The following is a 16,447-nucleotide window of genomic DNA, read 5'->3' on the forward strand; positions in this document are numbered from 1 at the left end:
CCCGCCAGGCCGGAGCGGTGGCACCCGGAACGGACTGCTCCGGACCGGTTGTAGCGACTGGGTGTCGGATAGCTCCAGAAAAGCCGAGCGGCTCTCCTCGGTCGTAGGGTGGTGGTCGGCAGCGTCGATTACTCGTCGGGCAGCGTCGCGGTGAGGTCTTCGTCGAGTTCCGCGTCGGCCATCTTTTCGACGAGCGCGGAGATGACCTCCTCACGCATCCCCTCGACGAACTTGATCGAACCGACGACGAGGTGCCCGCCGCCGGAGACGCCGCCACCGTCGATCTCTGCGACGAGTTCTTCGACCATCCTCGGGATGTCTAGCCGGACACCGTCGGACCGCAGAACGGCGAAGTCCGGGCCAAAGCCGATTGTGATGACGGGATCGCCCGTCTCCTTGACTTTCCGGTCGTGAATCTCGCCAGTTGTCTTCCCCGGCGCGGGGTAGGTGAACCGGTGTGCGTAGTTTTCCACGTCGATTCGGTAGAGATGGGCGTTGTTGTCCAGTCGCTCGTGTTCGACGTGGTTCATAGCGGCATCGAGTTGCTTGTCGACGTCACGTTCGGCCCGCGACGCCAGGAAATCGACCAGTTCCTCGTGGCGCGCCCGGTCGTCACAGGCGACGTTCAGGGTGTCGTTGATGAGTTCGCGCCCGTCCTTGTATTTCAGCCAGTGGGTGGCGTAATCCAGTGCCTCGGCCACGTTGCGAAGGTCGGCCTCGGAGTAGCCGTTCTCGGCGGCGAGTTCGATGAAGTCGTCCATCACGTCGGCCTGCGACCGGTCTGCGAGGCCAGCGACCGCGGGGACGTGTCCGAGTTCGTCGGTGAGCGAGGGGTCGATCATCCGTGCAAGTTCGACGGACATCATGCCCGTCGTGATCCGGTAGTCCTCGTCGTGGAGGTACGGGTTGACGTGTTCGGCGACCAGCGGGGAGACGGCGTCCGGGTCTGGGTGGTGGTGGTCGACGACGACGATAGGCACGTCGTAGTGGGCGAGGTTCTGGTAGGCCGGCGTGTCCTCCTCGGTCGAACCGTTGTCCAGCATCAACAGGAGGGGGAGTTTCTGCCCGTGTCGCTGGCGGTTTTCCAACGCGAAGTTGAGGTCACGAGTCACGTCCTCCATCTCGTAGAACGGCGCCTTACTCGGGAGTCGCTTGAGCAGGTGTCGCGGCGCGTCCGGATCGTGGTGGTGCTCGCTGATGAACCGTTCCAGTGCCAACTGGAGCGGGACCGATGCGCAGAGTCCGTCGCCGTCGGCGTGGTGGCGCATCCGAATCGGGCGGCCCTCCAGCACGGCCTCGCGAAGCCGCCGAGCGACCCGCTCCAGGTCGGGACGGAGTTTCTCGAAGGCCGCCCACTCGACCAGCGGGTCGACCGCGTTGGGTTTGGCGTACTCCCCGAGCGCGTCGACGAGGCGTTCACGTGCCGCGTCGGCCTCGGCGCCCTCGTATCGCTCCAGACTGTCGACTTCGATCTGGACGGCTGCCTCGCGCATCTCGACGCGGCCGGTGAGCCGAATCACGTCGTCGAGTTCGACCTCGGGGTAGGCCCTGACACCGGCCTCCTCGAAAGCGGCACAGGGGACGATACCGGACTCGTCGCGGACGTGGAAGATTGTCGGGCCGCCGGTCTGCTTGATCTGGACGACCGCACCGTCGAGGGTGACCGTCGATCCGACGGCGTCTTCGAGGTTGGCGACGGCGACGGACTCACCGGCGTCGACCCGCTCGGTCTCGTAGTCGGCGAGTTCGACCTCCTCGAAGCTCACGTCGCCGTCGTCGCGAACCTCCGAGAGTTCGACGAGCAACTCGTCGCTCACGTCGTAGTCACCCAGTAGGTTCGACTCGTGAACGAGTCCGGAGAGGCCGTCGGTGAGGTCCACGAACACGCCGTAAGCCACGACGCCGTTGACCGTCGCGTGATAGTACTGGTCGCGTTCGACGTCGTCGAGCGAGCAACCGTCAGCGAGGTCGTAAACCGTAGGAGCCCCGTCGGCGGAGACTTCCGCCCCGTCATCGGGAGTGGATGGAGACATTTGACTGAGGTTCGGCGCACTTGTGTTTTAACCTTTGGAAACGCTGACGAGTCGGCCCCTACGCATCCGGAACGCTTAGAAGGCAACCGCCCCGAGAGATGACTATGCGGCTGTTCCGGTCGGGCGAAATCCTCGGAATCGCCGAGGACGCTCTGGAGTTCGCGCTCGAAGCCTCGGAGGATGCACACCCTAACGAGTACATGGGGCTGCTCCGGGGCGAAAGTGCCCGCAAAGTCGGTCTGGACCGCGATGGCACAGTCATCACCGACGTGCTCGTCATCCCCGGTACCCAGTCGAATCCCGTCAGCGCCACGGTCAAAACGAATATGATACCGAACGACATGCGCGCGGCCGGGTCGGTACACTCACACCCCAACGGCGTCCTCCGCCCGAGTGATGCCGACCTCCAGACGTTCCACAAGGGAAATGCCCACATCATCGTCGGCGCGCCCTACGGGAAGACCGACTGGCAGGCCTTCGACACAGAGGGGAGCCCGCGGGAACTGGAGGTCCTCAGCATCGACCTCCCCGAAGAGGAGTTCTTCGACTTCACGCAGGCCGACATCGACGAGGAGTTGCGTGACGAGGAGTTCGATGGGGGCGTCCGATGACGACCATCGTCGCTCAGGGCACCTTCGATATCCTGCATCCCGGCCACGTCCACTACCTCCAAGAGGCCGCCGGGATGGGCGACGAACTCCACGTCATCGTTGCCCGTCGAGAGAACGTCACCCACAAAGACCCGCCGGTCCTCTCGAATCGCCAGCGACGGAACATGGTGGCCGCACTGGACGCGGTGACTGAAGCCCGCGTCGGTCACCCCGAGGACTTCTTCGTCCCGATTCGCGAAATCGACCCCGACGTGATCGCGTTGGGCTACGACCAACACCACGACGAGGAAAAACTCGCAGGCGCACTCGAAGAGGCCGGGCTCGACTGCCGGGTCAAGCGTGCGTCGGGCCGTGAGAACGTCCACGACGACGAACTCCTCTCGACCGGGAAGATAATCGACCGTATCTGCGACGAACGCTGCTGAAGTTCCCACCGGCGCTCGCTTCGCTGGCTCGCCGAAATACAGCACGAAACGGTCCTCTCCGTGCGCTCGCGCGGCGAAACCGCGCTGGCGTCCAGTGAGCCGACCGCGTTCCTGCAGACTCAATCGTACGTCCAGGTACCCTCGTCTGCGCCGTACTTCGCGTTGAGTCGGCGACTGATCGCCTCGCTCTCGGATTCGACGACCGTCGCCGTTCCACGCACCGTCATCCCCCACTGTGGCTCGCTGTCTTCGGTCCGCTCGATCGAGAGCGCGACCCGAGGGTCCTCGCGGATGTTGGTGAGTTTCCGCCCGGTCGTCGCAATCTCGATGGCGTCGTCACGAACGTGGAACCAGACCGGTGCGGCGTGGGGCCGGCCGTCGTGGCAGGTCGCGAGGTGGGCGACCAGGGGTTCGGTCGTGAGTCGGTCCCGGGCTGGTGACGGAATCGGGGTCATACCGGGCGTTCGGCCCCCGGCCACCTGAACCTGGGCTCGCGTCGGCGTGTCGACATGACCACGGCCAGAGGCAGTCACAGTCGCTTCCGACCGACTAGCCGGTCGACCCCACGAACACCGGTCAGTCACGACGGCCCCCAGGTGACAGTCCGTTAACTTTTCACCCATCTTTCCTGCCAGTGTAAATCCAATATTATCGGTGATAGCTGGTTCCATAGCTATATCTGGGAGCATGAGACGTTCGTGCTATGCGACACCGGGTACCGACAGACTTCGAAATTAATTTTGATAACAGTTCGGGCGGGCGAACCGTCACGGAGTTTCGCCGACGGGTCCCCCGTCGGTGCAGTGACCGCGGCCGGGCGAGTCACGGAGGCACGGCACGATGAGCGAGCGCGGCCCGCGCGAGAAGGTACTCGCGGTTTCGGTGACGGTCGTCATGGTGGTTTCGGTACTGGCGGGTGTGGTCGCCCTGTCGGGGACGGCCGCGGCCGCGGGCAACACGACGCCGTCGCAACTCGAGGTCGTGAACGTCCAGCAGACGAAAAGCGGGAACCTCGCTGTGACGGTAGAGGCGACCAGCAGTGAGTCGGTGACAGACCTGGACTTCACCTATCGGGACCTGCCGGGCGGCAGCACGAAGGGGCCAATCGAGTTCAGCAACGCGAATGCGTTCGTCGGCGCGAACGCCGGCACTGAAGCGGAGTATGTGCCCGGGAGTCCACTGACGTTTTCGAATACCTCGGCCAACAACGGGACGATAACCTACACCATCGATTCGGCGGCGACCGGTTTCAGCTTCGTCAACAGTGCCTTCCGCGTCAACGTCACCAGCAATGACACCGCGTACGCGGGCGCGGACACAGGCAACCGGTCGGTCATCACGGCGAACCACTACCAGGTCAGCGGGACGGACCACACCGGGAGCACGCTCTCCGGCGTCCCGATCATGATGTTCGACCCGGCTACCAACGAGTCGGGCGGATTCGGGTTCCTTCAGTCCGGGACGAAAGCCGTCCACTGCCGGGGTATCGACGACGGTGGGACGTGTACGAACCCGGACACGGACTCGGCCAGTTCCGTGGTGATGAACGATTTCGGCAGGGTGCAGACCAGCAAGGCACCGGTCGCGTTCCAGACGTTCGCGCTCTCACAGTCGAACGCCTCGAAGAAGGTCGACCCCGGGAGCCGGGGCAGCGTCACGCTGACGGCTGACACGCCGACGGCCCCGGTGTTCGTCGGCTGGGAGAGCGTTCTCCAGGGGAACGAACGGCCGAACGTCGAGAACATCACCGTGACGAACACCGAGAACGGCAAGACCGTCTACGAGGACAGCGGCGTGAGCTTCGAGACGGAGACTCCCGTCTTCCTCCGGCCGAACACCCGATACAACTTCAGTCTGGAGAACGGCGGGACCTTCGGAACGGTCGACCGGTCGCTCGTGATCCCGACGAAAGGCACGACGAGGGCCGCGTTCCAGATCGAAACGGGGAGCGTCGCTACCTCGACGGTCGCCGGGCAGATCGTCGGCGAGAGCGGGAACGGCGTCTCCGACGCGGTCGTCGTCGCACAGCCCGAGCGTACGGACGGAAACCAGGTCCCGGTCTACAACTCGACGACGACCGACTCGAACGGGCTGTTCTCGATGGCGGTGCCCGAGACAAGCCAGTTCCCCGAGCAGGGACTCGGGTTCCGGGTCGTCGGAACTGACACCAGCGGCGGGACGCCGGTCTACTACCCAACCACGGACGCCAACGACGGTGAGGGGTACACCATCCAGTCGAGCAAGACGGTCCTCCCGCCGATGGTACTCCAGAAGGGCGGTCGGGTCGATATCGACGTGACGACGCCGAGCGGGAATCTCCCGGTCGCCGACGCCTTCTCTTCGCTCTCGCAGGTTTCCTCGGCGTACCCGGCGCTGGCCCGCACCGCGAACGTCAACACCTTCACGACGCTGGCCTTCGGCGGACAGAAGGCAAAAACTGCGTCCGTCGAACTGCTGGCACCGACGACCGGCAGTGACACGCAGGTCGCGTACAACGTCTGGGGGCTCGGCCAGGCACCCGGGAAGTATCTCTGTGTCAAAAACGTCGACGTCACCCAGGGCAAGGACACCGACTCGACCTGTAGCCTCGCGGACGGCGGCTACATCAACCTCAGCGTCGACCAGTACGGTAGCATCGTCCAGCAGGGCCAGTCCAGGCCCGCAAACACCGAGGACGTTGGGTTCTTCTTCGAGAACGAACTGGTCGTCCGTGACGACAGCAGCGGCGAGGTGATAGCGTACCTCGGTCCGGACGGTGCCCAGCAGTTCTTCGCCGGCAAGGACGGGGTGACGACCGACGTGCGAATCCCGGTTCCCGCCGGCAAGTACACCGTCGAACTGCGACCGTCCGAGGAGTTCGGCCGGTGGACCACGGTCAACGACACCGCGGCAGTGGACGTGACGTCGGGGTCGGAGACGGACGTCACCCTCGACCGCGGTCGACCGTTCGAGATCCGACCACTGACGAGCCGGTTCGTCCGGTCGCTGAAACGAAGCGGATCGAACACGCTCGCCGTGCAGGTCGCGGATCCCATCACTGAGAACCTGCTCAGCGACAGCGAACTCACCGTGACGGCACAACTCCGCAACCCGGACGGGACGGTCGCGACGGACCCGGTCGAGTTGACTTACAACGCGACCGACAGTAGCTTCGATACGAAGACCTTCGACCCGAAATCGCTCGGCGTCGACGCCGGAACCTACGACATCGCCGTCACCGCGTCCCACGAGTCGGGGACGCGCACGTACAACAACACCATCAGTGCACCGACGCAGGTGACCGGAATCCAGACCTACATCGACTTCAGTTCCCGGAGCGTCGCACCGGGCTCGAACCTGCTCGGTCTCGTCAAAGCCTACGACGGCGGCACCGGTGTCGACACCAACGCGAACGACGTCGACATCTCGGTCTACGACAGCAACGGCAAGCAGGTCAAGACGGCCAATCCCAGCAACGGACTCACGAGCGGCGAGGGGTCGTTCAGTGTGACGATGCCCGACGACCCGGGACGGTACCGGATCACCGCGAAAGTCGACACCGGGAGCAAACAGGGCATCGCCCAGCGAGTCGTCCGCGTCAGCGAGCTCGAACTCTCGGTCGAGACGGACAAAGACACCTACAGCCCCACCGACAGCGTCGACGTGGCCGTCGAGGCGACGGACGCCACCGACGGCAGTGCCATCACCGACGCGACGGTCGAATTACGGGTCAACGGGACGCGGGAGGTTACGTCGACCGACGCCAACGGTGAAGCGACGGTCTCACTCGATCCGAACAAGTTCGCCAGTGGATCCTGGGATCGGGGACACCCTGTCAGGGTGACGCTGACCCAGGAGACGGACATTGGCGTGGTCCGCAAGACCAGCGGCACGGGCTTCGACGTCCGGTCGTTCGACGCGCGGGCGGCACCGACCAGCCGGTCGTTCACGCCGAGCGAGTCGGCCGAGATGGACGTGTTCGTTCCCACCGACAAGACGATCAGTTCCGTGACGGTCACGAGACTCGACGGCGAGCGCGTCAGCATCGGCGGTGGCTCGGTCAGTAACCCCGCACCCGGCCTCTACCGGGTCGACCTCGGGCAGTTGGCCGTCGGTGAACACATCGCGACCGCGACGGTCACGACCCAGAGCGGCGCGACCGAGACGGCCGCGGCCCAGGTCGTCGTCAAGAGCTACGAGATCGCGGCTTCGTTGAACAAGCGGACGTTCACGACCACCGAGACCGTCGATCTCACCGTCGGCGTCCGCAAGCCCGACGGGACGGCCGTCTCGAACCAGCGGGTCGACGTCTCGCTGAACTCGACCGGTCCGGTCAGGGAGGTCGACAGTGCGAGCGCCACGACCGGTTCCAGCGGTGAGGCGTCGGTCTCGCTGTCACCGAGTTCGGGCGGTGGACACTTCCTCGAGGTGTCGGTCGGCGAGCAGAAGCGCTACCTCGGGCTGTTCGTCAGCGACGTGTCCGTGCGCCTCGAAGACAGTAGTGGGAACGACGTCGACGGGTACGAGGCCGAACCAGGGACGACGAAGACGCTGTACATCGACGCCTCGAAATCGGACGGCAGCGACGTCCCGGACGGATCGGGCGTGACGGCCTACATCGACGCGTTCGACGACCGCATCGAACTCGGGAGCGCGACGACGACGAACGGTGAAGCGAGCATCGACGTGGACGTGCCCGGGTCGGTCCCGGCCCGCGAGTACGGACTCGCGGTCAGGGTGACGACGACCGACGGGACCGGAACCGCGGCCGGCGTCATGAACGTCACCGGGGCGAACGCGAAACAGATCACGGCCGCAACCAACGAGAGCGGCTTCGGCCCCGGCGACACCGCACGACTCTCGGCGACCGTCACCAACGGCAACGGATCGCCCATCGCCAACCAGAACGTCGACTTCGTCCTCCAGTCCGACGGGAGCTCGGAGACGCTGGTCGCGACCGCCAGCACGAACGGCGACGGCGTGGCGACCCACGACTACGACATCCCGTCGGACGCCAGCGACGGAGCGTACGTCCTGAAGACGGCGTTGACCGACGCGCCGTCGATACGGAGCTACAGCGGCTATCGGGTCCGGAGCTTCGACGTGAGCGTCGAGGCCGAGGACGGTCCGTTCGCGCCCGGCGATAGCGTCTCGCTGACCGTGTCGGCGACCGACGACAGCGGCAACGCGGTGTCGGCGACGGGTGGCTCGCTGACCCTGGTCCTGCCCGGCAGCAACGCCGAGAAGGAACTCTCGCTGTCGGGGTCGGCCCCGTACGACGTGTCGGTGACCGTCCCGGACGACGCGGACGTCACCGGCACGCGAACCATCAGCGCGACGCTCGAGAAAGACCGGACCAGCGACACCGACTCGACGCTGGTCGACGTGCGCGACGAGAGCGAGAGCGCGAACCTCTCGATCGCAGAGCCGCTAACCGCCGGCCAGTCGACGACGGTGACCGTCGACGGAACGGTGGACCGGACGGCCACGCTGACGGCCTTCTCGCCCAACGCCGGCACCGTCGCGTTCAATGGGAGCGTCGGCGTGTCCAGTTCCAGCGACACGACCACGTCGATGACCATCGACTCACCCGGGGACCACATCGTGAAGCTCTCGGTGCCCTCGGTCGGGACGATTACGGAGGTCGTCGAGGTCCAGCCGTCGAGTGGGAACGTGAGCGTCTGGACCGGGACCGGCGTCAGCGCGAACGCCACCGAGTTCACGACGAGTGAAGACGTCTACCTGAAGAGCAACCAGAAAGGGATGACCGCCACTGTCATCGGCGAAGACGAAACGTACGAGGTCGAGTTGGACCAGCAGAGCGGTGACACCTACTACGGGACGCTGTCGACCGACCGGCCTTCGGGTGTCTACCTCGTCAGGCTCGACTCCGGCGACGCGACCGGCGTCGACGACACGCTCGTCGAGGTGAGCGACTGATGTCACGACGCCCGTTCCTGGCGATACTGGTCGCACTGACCGTCGTCGTCGGGGCCACCGGCGTCGTGGCCGCCGACACGTCCCTATCGATCACCGACGTCTCCCTGCCCGATAGCGTCTCGCAGGGCGACTCGTTCGACCTCACGGTCTCGGTCTCCGGCGAGGAGATTCAAAACGACGAGGTCGACGTGTCGCTGACCCTGCCCGACGGGATCTCGTGTACGCCGACCGGGACGCAGACGGTGACGCTCTCGAGCGGAACCGCGCAGGCCACCTTCGACTGTGACGCGGACGTGGAGGGAGATTACAGCGGCGAGATCACCGTCAGCGCGTCGGGGGTCAGTTCCGGCGACGATCCCGACCCGTCCCAGTCGACACAGGCCGGTCTCGAAGTGATCAGCCCCGCGAGCCTGACGCTGTCGACCTCGCTGGATTCGAGCAGTATCGACGAGGGAGCGTCGACCACGCTCACGACCGTCGTCCACAACTCCGGGGACGCCTCGACGAGTTACAGTCTGTCGCTGTCCGCCGAGAGCGGCTACTCGAGCAGCGTCTCCAGCGGGTCCACCAGCGGAACCGTCGCCGGCGGTGCGACCGAGACTGTCGAGTACACCGTCACTGGCGACAGTAGCGGCGACTATTCCCTCACCGCCAGCTTGAGCGGGGGTAACGGACAGTCAGTCGACGAGAGCGAATCGCTGTCTGTCGCCAGCACCGGCGGCGGTGGTGGTGGCGGCGGTGGCGGTGGCGGCGGCGGTGGCGGCGGCGGCGGATCGAGTTCGACTGCGACCACCACCACTACCACGACGGGGACGGTGACCGACACCGACTCGACCGACAGAACTGCCACCGGCGACGACGACGGCACGGCGACCGACAGCGACAGTCGGACGACGATGGAAGAGATGACCGAACAGGAGACGGAAACGATGGCAGCAACCACGGCACCGACCGGGACCGAACAGGCCGGGACGACCGCGGCCGAGACGACGGCGGAATCGGGGCCGGGCTTCGGCGTCGGTCTCGCTGTGGTCGCGATGCTGGCTGCGGCGCTGCTGGCTCGGCGAAGGCGGTAGCCTCGGAAGCCGATTGCTCTCGAGTTCCTTCTTCACGGTGGTCCTGACGGTTCTACGGGCTGGCACATCGACGTGCCGAGGTCGACGGTCGCCGCGACGGTGTCCCGAAGCTATCACTGGTACTGCCGTCTCCGCGGGACGAAAAGACGAGTCGGCTGGTTACAGGTAGCCGTGCTCGGCCAGTCGCTCGACGCCCTCGCGCAGGCGCTCTTTGCTCGCGGCGTAGGAGAGACGGGCGTAGCCGGGCGTGCCGAAGGCGCTCCCCGGGACGGTGGCAACGTGGGCGTCCTCGATGGCACCTTCACACCAGGTCTGGTCGTCGTCGTCGACGGGCAACATCATGTAGAACGCGCCGTCGCCGACGGGCACGTCGACACCGTGGTCGGCGAAGAGGTCGGCGAGCATGTCGCGCCGTTCCTCGAAGGCGTCGCACATCTCCACGACGGCCTCGTCGGTGTTTTCGAGTGCCTCGACGCCGGCGTGCTGGACGAAGTTCACGGCACAGGAGACCGAGTGGCTGTGGAGCTTGCTCGCCTGTGAGACCAGTTGTTCGGGCCCCGAAAAGTAGCCGAGTCGCCAGCCGGTCATCGCGTATGCTTTCGAGAAGCCGTTGAGGGTGATCGTGCGGTCGCCCATCCCGTCGAGCGCGCCGAGGCTCGTCTGTTCGACGCCGTAGGTGACTTCCTTGTAAATCTCGTCGGAGATCACAGTGATATCGTGCTCGACCGCGATGTCCCGAACGCCGTCGAGGGCGGCGTCGGTGTACACTGCGCCGGTCGGGTTCGACGGGGAGTTGACGACGAGCAACTCGGTGTCGTCCGAGACGGCCTCCGCGAGTTCGTCCAGTGCGGGTTCGAGCTGGAACTCGTGGGGCGACAGGTCGACGCGGCTAAGGCTGCCGCCGGCGATCTTCACCATCGCCTCGTAGGAAACCCACGCGGGGTCAAGCAGGCAGACCTCGTCACCGTCGTCGACGAGAGCCATGACGATCTCGAACAGCGCCTGCTTGCCACCCGGGGTGACGATGATCTCGTCCGTGTCGTGATCGAGGCCGTCGTCGGCGAGTTTCGCGGCGATGGCCTCTTTCAGTTCTGGAATCCCGTTCGAGGGGGTGTAGCCCGTCTTTCCGGCCTCCAGTGCATCCTCGGCGGCGTCTTTGACGTTCTGGGGGGTGTCGAAGTCGGGTTCGCCGACCGAGAGGTCGACGACGTCAACGCCGTCGGCTTCGAGTTCTGCGGCGAGGTTGCTAATCGCAAGGGTTGCGCTCGGTTCCACTCGCTGTACGCGGGATGCGAAGTCCAGGTCCATATTATAGTTCCTCCACGAGGTCGACGGCTCCGTCCAGTGCGGCGACACCGTAATCGGTGCGGGCGCGGGCTTCGTCCATGCTCATACCGGGGCCGGTCACGCCGAGCGTCACCGGGGTGTCACGGTCGAGGCTCACGTCGGTCAGCCCCTGTGCCATGGCGTTGCCGATCACCTGGTCGTGGTCGGTGTCGCCGGACTTGATCGCACCGACGACCGTCACGGCGTCCACGTCGTCCCGACGTGCCAGCCGGTCGGCGGCCAGCGGCGAGTCGTACGCGCCGGGGACGTGGACGGTCTCGACGACCTCCGCGTCGAGCTCGTCGGCCCGCGTCTTGGCCGCCGCCTCCATCTCCTCGGTGACGTCGCGGTTGAACTCCGCGACCACCAGTCCGAGCCGTACCATGTGTCCCGGATAGCAACCGCGACCTAAAGAAATACCGTTCGGCGGTCGTCGGGTGCGACCGAAACCGATGGCCGCTCGTTTGCAACCAGAAGGGTTCTAAATCCTCGGACAGATTGCACCGACAATGGCAACGGTCGAGGACGACGATTCCGCGACGGAGTCCGCCGCCCAGCGGTCCGAGTCTGCCCTCCCCACGCACCTCGGCGTCGACCGCCTCGTGCTGAGCGTCGCAGCCATCACAGCGCTCGCGTTGTTCGCTCGCTTCCTGTTCCTCGGCGAGCGAATCGCCCACTGGGACGAAGGCCGCGTCGGCTGGTGGATCCTCCAGTACGTGCACACCGGCGACTACGCGTATCGAGCGATCATCCACGGTCCATTCTACCACCACGTCAACGGCCTCCTGTTCAGTGTGTTCGGCACCAGCGATTTCTGGATGCGGGCGGTCGTGGCACTGCTCGGTGGGCTGACGCCACTGGCCGCACTCGGACTCCGGCACCGCCTGCGTGACGTCGAGGTCGCGCTCCTCGCGCTCTTTCTGGCCGCCAATCCCCTGCTTCTGTACTACTCGCGGTTCATGCGAGGCGATCCCATCGTCGCCTTCTTTATGTTCGGCGCGGTCGTCGCCTTCGTCCGTCTCGTCGACTTCAGGCAGGCGCGCTACCTGTTCTTTGGCGTCACGGGCGTCGCCCTCGCGCTGACCGCCAAAGAGAACGCGATCATCTATCCGGTGACCTGGCTCGGCGCGCTGGTGCTGCTGCTCGACCACCGGCTCTTCGTGGCGCGCGACGGCGAGCGCGCCTGGACGGCGATTCTGAAGGAGCGAGTCGTCGGGACGGTCTCCGCCGGTTGGGACTGGCTGCACTGGCTCCTGCTTGCGGTGGTCCAGTTTTTCCTCATCGTCGTCTTTTTTTACGCGCCCCGCGACGGCGACCCGGGTGACGTGGGCCTGTACAACGCCATCGGCCAGGGCGACCTCGGGATGTTCGTTACCGTCGTCGACCGGGCACTCGTCGGTTCCTGGACGGAGTTCTACGGGCTGTGGGTCGACGGCGGGATGAGCGACCACGCCTACCTGCCGTACCTCGGCGACATCGCAGAGACCCTGGGGTACGGTGCGCTCGTGCTCTGTGTGTTCGCGGTACTCGGATTCGTGGTCGACCGGTACTCGGGCGAGCGCCCACGTGATTTCGTTTCCTTCTCGTTTTACTGTGGGTTCGTCTCCGTACTGGGCTACCCTATCGTCACGGACATCCAGGCCCCGTGGGCGGCCATCCACGCGGTCGTGCCGCTGGCGGTCCCTGCGGCGGTCGGGTTGGGGCTGGTTCTCAGGTGGGGTCGTGACAGTCTCGCCGCTGACGACCCGGTCGCGATGGCCGCGGCCGCAGTGGTGGTTGTCGTCGCGGTCAGTTTCGTCGTCGGCGCTGGGGCGTCGTTCGTCTACATGACGCCACAAGCCGAGGAGAATGAAAACGCGCTCGTCCAGTACGCACAACCCGGCGACGACGTGCGGCCAGCGCTAAACAGCATGGAGATGGCCGCCGCCGCCAACGAGGGCACCGACGTGTTGTTCTACGGTGACTTCTTCGTCAACGACCAAACGAACGCCACGACCGACTTCGTCAGGGCCGGCTACCCGGCCGACTCGAGCCTGCTCCCGGAAGGGGACCGACGGCTCGTTCTCTCGCCCGCATGTGCTGACTGGTTCAACGCCCTCCCGCTCCCGTGGTATCTCAACCGGTCCGGGGCCGACGTGAGCTGTGCCGACAGCACCCCCGAACTCGGCGACGCAGCGGAGTCCGAGCCACCGATCGTCGTCGTGCGGGCCCACGACGATGACGACGGGGAGGACCAGGTCAACGAGGAACGACAGGCTCGCGAACAGTTCCCGACGTACTGGAGTGCGACATACGAGCTCCGGACCTACGGGACGGAGACCGTCTTCCTCGTCCACCCGGACTACGTGGGCGAAGTGAACGCGTCGGCGACACAGCCGGGGTGAGCGCCGCGAAGACCGTTTCCACCGGCTCCCGGGTTGACAATACTTAACCGCGTGCCCTGGGAATCGGCGATCGATGACACTCACGTCGCCAGGACCGACCCTCGGCGTCGTCGGGGGCGGCCAACTCGGCCGGATGCTCGGCGAAGCCGCGGCACCGCTCGGGGTTGAACTCGTGGTGTCGGACCCGACGCCTGACGCGCCGGCCGCACCGGTCGTCCGGGACCAGATCGTCGGCGGCTTCGACGACCCCGAGACTCTGCGGGCACTGGCCGAGCGAGCCGACTACCTCACCTTCGAGATCGAACTGGCCGACCCCGACCTGCTCGAAGCAGTCGGCGAGGAGACAGGCGTCCCGGTCCACCCCGCACCGGAAACACTCCGGCTGATACAGGACAAACTCGTTCAGAAGGAGCGACTGCGGGCGGCGGGGGTGCCGGTACCGGCGTTCCGGCAGGTCGATGCTGTCGAGGACCTCCGGGCGGCACTGGACGACCTCGGGACGCCAGCGATGCTCAAAGCGCGCCAGGGCGGCTACGACGGGCGTGGGAACGTCCTCGTGGAGGCTCGCGAGGACGCCGAGTCGGCGATGGACGAGGTCGCCGGTCCGGCGATGGTCGAGGCGTTCGTCCCCTTCGAGCGCGAACTCGCGGTGATGGGGTGTGAAGGTGACGAGGAGACCGACATCTTTCCCGTTACCGAGACGGTCCACGAAGCAGAGATTCTCCGGTCGACGGTTTCGCCGGCGCGAGCGCCCGACGAGCGAATCGACGCCGCCCGCGAGGTCGCCCGTGACGTGCTGGCGGAGATGGACGGACGGGGCGTCTACGGTATCGAGTTGTTCGACACGGGCGAGGAGGTCCTGCTCAACGAGGTCGCACCGCGCCCGCACAACTCCGGGCACTGGACCATCGAGGGCTGTCACACCTCACAGTTCGAGCAACACGTTCGGGCCGTCACGGGGCGGCCGCTGGGCTCGACCGAACGCCGGGACCCGACGGTGTCGTTCAATATCCTCGGTGACGGCGACGAGCGCCGGGAAGCACGGCTCACGGGTGAGGCGACCGTCTTCGAACGCGACCGGGCACACCTCCACTGGTACGGAAAACACGAGGTGTACCCGCTTCGGAAGACGGGCCACGTCACGCTGACCGGCGACGACGAGGGGACCGACGAACTGCTGGCATCGGCACGACAACTGCGTGAACAACTCACCTTCGAATGAGCGACGACATCGACAGCCTGAGACAGGCGCTACGCGGGGAGGCACAGCGCGACAGACCGACCGAGGACACACCCGAAATCGGGGTCGTCATGGGCTCGGACTCGGACTTGGACGTGATGGCCGGCTCCGAGTCTGGCCGTCCTGGAGCATACGACGCCCTGACCGAGCAACTGGACTTCGCGGAACAGACCAGTTACGACGACCCGCCCGACTCGCGGTTCACGTTCGAGACGGTCGTCGTCTCAGCACACCGGACGCCGGGGTTGATGTACGCGTACGCAGAGACGGCCGAGGACCGCGGGTTGGACGTGATCATCGCCGGCGCCGGCGGGAAGTCGGCGGACCTGCCGAACATGACCGCCTCCATCGCCTACCCCCTGCCGGTGATCGGCGTCCCGGTCCAGGAGAAGTCGGTCGACTCGGTGATCGGGATGCCACAGGGCGCACCGCTGACGGCCGTCGACACGGGGAAGTCGTTCAACGCCGCGCTGTCGGCGGTCCAGTACCTCGCGCGTCAGCACGACGAACTCCGTGACCGACTGGTCGAGTACCACGAGGGGCTACAGGACGGCGTGGCCGAGGTCTCACGCGACCTGCACGAACTCGGGACGCCCGGATTCAGGCGACGAAACGAGTGACACAGCGGCGGCGTCCGGCGGCGAGACGTTGTCGAACCCAGCATCTTTTTTACTCGTTCCTGCGTCCGGCCGGATATGTTCAGCATTGGCGACCGACAGGTGATTATCGCGGTCCTGCTGGCTGCGACGATGGTCCTGGCGGGCTGTTCGGGTGGCGGGGGCCCGACACCGACGGACGGTGGAACGGACAGTTCGACCGACGCCGACGCCGAAGCCGGAGTATCGGCGGACAGCTACCAGTGGGCCGAGGGGGAATCGTACACTTACGAGAGTGACGCCTCACAAGGGAGCAGTAGTCGGTACACGTGGGTGGTCACCGACGTGAACGATGGAGCGGTGACGGCCGAACTCACGAGCAGTTTCGGCAGTCAGTCTCAGACGGTGAACATCACGGGGCCACAGGGCGACGTCTTCAACGGAACGGACCAGAACCCACCGCAGTCGTTCACGTTCGTGCTGCTGCAGATTCCACAGGCTCTCATCCAGGGTGAGACGCTCGAACCAGGGAACTCCTGGACGGTGTCCAGTGACGAGTTCCAGGTCAGCGGAGCGGAACCGCAAGAGCAGTCCCAGGAGCAGTCCCAAGAGGTCAACGTGAGCGTGACCGGCACCTCACAGATTCAGGGGACACAGTGTTACGACGTGGAGGTGTCGACGGCGAACGAGACGTTCAGTGCCTGTGTCAGGGAAGACTGGCCGTTCGCCTTGGAGATGACGTTCACGCTCCAGAGCCAGACCACGACGTACACGCTGGTCGACTTCGACCGGCCCTGAGGACGGTCCCGGTCTCCGCTCTTTGATCTGTGACTGTCC

The 16,447-nt window shown here is 65.7% G+C and carries 12 protein-coding genes; 8 read left to right on the forward strand and 4 right to left on the reverse strand.

Features of this window, described 5'->3' with window-relative positions:
* Positions 1-128: 128 nt before the first annotated feature.
* Positions 129-2,033: a Hef-associated nuclease gene (han, locus tag Q0964_RS06130; RefSeq protein ID WP_299264793.1), complete on the reverse strand. Its 1,905-nt coding sequence runs from the start codon at positions 2,031-2,033 to the stop codon at positions 129-131.
* Positions 2,034-2,137: 104 nt separating this feature from the next.
* Between han and Q0964_RS06135 the strand changes: the two genes are divergently transcribed.
* Together Q0964_RS06135 and Q0964_RS06140 are read left to right on the forward strand one after the other, a co-directional pair.
* On the forward strand, positions 2,138-2,644 hold the full coding sequence (locus tag Q0964_RS06135; RefSeq protein WP_299264796.1) for a Mov34/MPN/PAD-1 family protein: 507 nt from the start codon (positions 2,138-2,140) through the stop codon (positions 2,642-2,644).
* The gene (locus Q0964_RS06140) at positions 2,641-3,069 is read left to right on the forward strand and encodes an FAD synthase family protein (protein WP_299264798.1); all 429 of its coding nucleotides are present in this window, start codon (positions 2,641-2,643) and stop codon (positions 3,067-3,069) included. The genes Q0964_RS06135 and Q0964_RS06140 overlap by 4 nt, the downstream gene beginning before the upstream one ends.
* Before the next feature lie 119 nt (positions 3,070-3,188).
* On the opposite strand, the gene Q0964_RS06145 is transcribed toward Q0964_RS06140, so the two are convergent.
* Positions 3,189-3,524: a pyridoxamine 5'-phosphate oxidase family protein gene (locus Q0964_RS06145; RefSeq protein ID WP_299264801.1), complete on the reverse strand. Its 336-nt coding sequence runs from the start codon at positions 3,522-3,524 to the stop codon at positions 3,189-3,191.
* 385 nt (positions 3,525-3,909) lie between these two features.
* Between Q0964_RS06145 and Q0964_RS06150 the strand changes: the two genes are divergently transcribed.
* Together Q0964_RS06150 and Q0964_RS06155 are read left to right on the forward strand one after the other, a co-directional pair.
* Entirely contained in the window at positions 3,910-8,988 is a 5,079-nt protein-coding gene (locus tag Q0964_RS06150; protein WP_299264803.1) for a hypothetical protein, read from the forward strand.
* The gene (locus Q0964_RS06155; RefSeq protein ID WP_299264806.1) at positions 8,988-10,064 is read left to right on the forward strand and encodes a PGF-CTERM sorting domain-containing protein; all 1,077 of its coding nucleotides are present in this window, start codon (positions 8,988-8,990) and stop codon (positions 10,062-10,064) included. Before Q0964_RS06150 ends, Q0964_RS06155 begins: the two co-directional genes overlap by 1 nt.
* Positions 10,065-10,223: 159 nt before the next feature.
* Here Q0964_RS06155 and Q0964_RS06160 read toward each other — a convergent pair whose 3' ends face one another.
* Entirely contained in the window at positions 10,224-11,372 is a 1,149-nt protein-coding gene (locus Q0964_RS06160; protein WP_349254438.1) for a pyridoxal phosphate-dependent aminotransferase, read from the reverse strand.
* A gap of 1 nt (position 11,373) precedes the next feature.
* Positions 11,374-11,775, reverse strand: coding sequence for a 6,7-dimethyl-8-ribityllumazine synthase (ribH, locus tag Q0964_RS06165; protein WP_299264808.1), 402 nt, complete (start codon positions 11,773-11,775; stop codon positions 11,374-11,376).
* Positions 11,776-11,899: 124 nt separating this feature from the next.
* On the opposite strand from ribH, the gene Q0964_RS06170 reads away from it, so the two are divergent.
* From Q0964_RS06170 to Q0964_RS06185, 4 genes are all read left to right on the forward strand, one after another.
* Positions 11,900-13,774, forward strand: coding sequence for a flippase activity-associated protein Agl23 (locus Q0964_RS06170; RefSeq protein ID WP_299264810.1), 1,875 nt, complete (start codon positions 11,900-11,902; stop codon positions 13,772-13,774).
* A gap of 73 nt (positions 13,775-13,847) precedes the next feature.
* Entirely contained in the window at positions 13,848-14,996 is a 1,149-nt protein-coding gene (locus Q0964_RS06175) for a 5-(carboxyamino)imidazole ribonucleotide synthase (protein ID WP_299264812.1), read from the forward strand.
* Positions 14,993-15,634, forward strand: a complete 642-nt coding sequence (locus Q0964_RS06180) for an AIR carboxylase family protein (RefSeq protein ID WP_299264814.1) — start codon at positions 14,993-14,995, stop codon at positions 15,632-15,634. The genes Q0964_RS06175 and Q0964_RS06180 overlap by 4 nt, the downstream gene beginning before the upstream one ends.
* 75 nt (positions 15,635-15,709) lie before the next feature.
* A complete protein-coding gene (locus Q0964_RS06185) occupies positions 15,710-16,408 on the forward strand; it encodes a hypothetical protein (RefSeq protein WP_299264815.1) in 699 nt (232 codons plus the stop codon).
* Positions 16,409-16,447: the final 39 nt, after the last annotated feature.

The organism is Halorientalis sp. (assembly GCF_028275115.1).
Classification (GTDB): domain Archaea; phylum Halobacteriota; class Halobacteria; order Halobacteriales; family Haloarculaceae; genus Halorientalis.

Bases quoted from the DNA above. Each gene is read 5' to 3' on its own strand.
- han (WP_299264793.1), bottom strand. From the start codon at position 2,033: ATGTCTCCATCCACTCCCGATGACGGGGCGGAAGTCTCCGCCGACGGG.
- Q0964_RS06135 (WP_299264796.1), top strand. From the start codon at position 2,138: ATGCGGCTGTTCCGGTCGGGCGAAATCCTCGGAATCGCCGAGGACGCT.
- Q0964_RS06140 (WP_299264798.1), top strand. From the start codon at position 2,641: ATGACGACCATCGTCGCTCAGGGCACCTTCGATATCCTGCATCCCGGC.
- Q0964_RS06145 (WP_299264801.1), bottom strand. From the start codon at position 3,524: ATGACCCCGATTCCGTCACCAGCCCGGGACCGACTCACGACCGAACCC.
- Q0964_RS06150 (WP_299264803.1), top strand. From the start codon at position 3,910: ATGAGCGAGCGCGGCCCGCGCGAGAAGGTACTCGCGGTTTCGGTGACG.
- Q0964_RS06155 (WP_299264806.1), top strand. From the start codon at position 8,988: ATGTCACGACGCCCGTTCCTGGCGATACTGGTCGCACTGACCGTCGTC.
- Q0964_RS06160 (WP_349254438.1), bottom strand. From the start codon at position 11,372: ATGGACCTGGACTTCGCATCCCGCGTACAGCGAGTGGAACCGAGCGCA.
- ribH (WP_299264808.1), bottom strand. From the start codon at position 11,775: ATGGTACGGCTCGGACTGGTGGTCGCGGAGTTCAACCGCGACGTCACC.
- Q0964_RS06170 (WP_299264810.1), top strand. From the start codon at position 11,900: ATGGCAACGGTCGAGGACGACGATTCCGCGACGGAGTCCGCCGCCCAG.
- Q0964_RS06175 (WP_299264812.1), top strand. From the start codon at position 13,848: ATGACACTCACGTCGCCAGGACCGACCCTCGGCGTCGTCGGGGGCGGC.
- Q0964_RS06180 (WP_299264814.1), top strand. From the start codon at position 14,993: ATGAGCGACGACATCGACAGCCTGAGACAGGCGCTACGCGGGGAGGCA.
- Q0964_RS06185 (WP_299264815.1), top strand. From the start codon at position 15,710: ATGTTCAGCATTGGCGACCGACAGGTGATTATCGCGGTCCTGCTGGCT.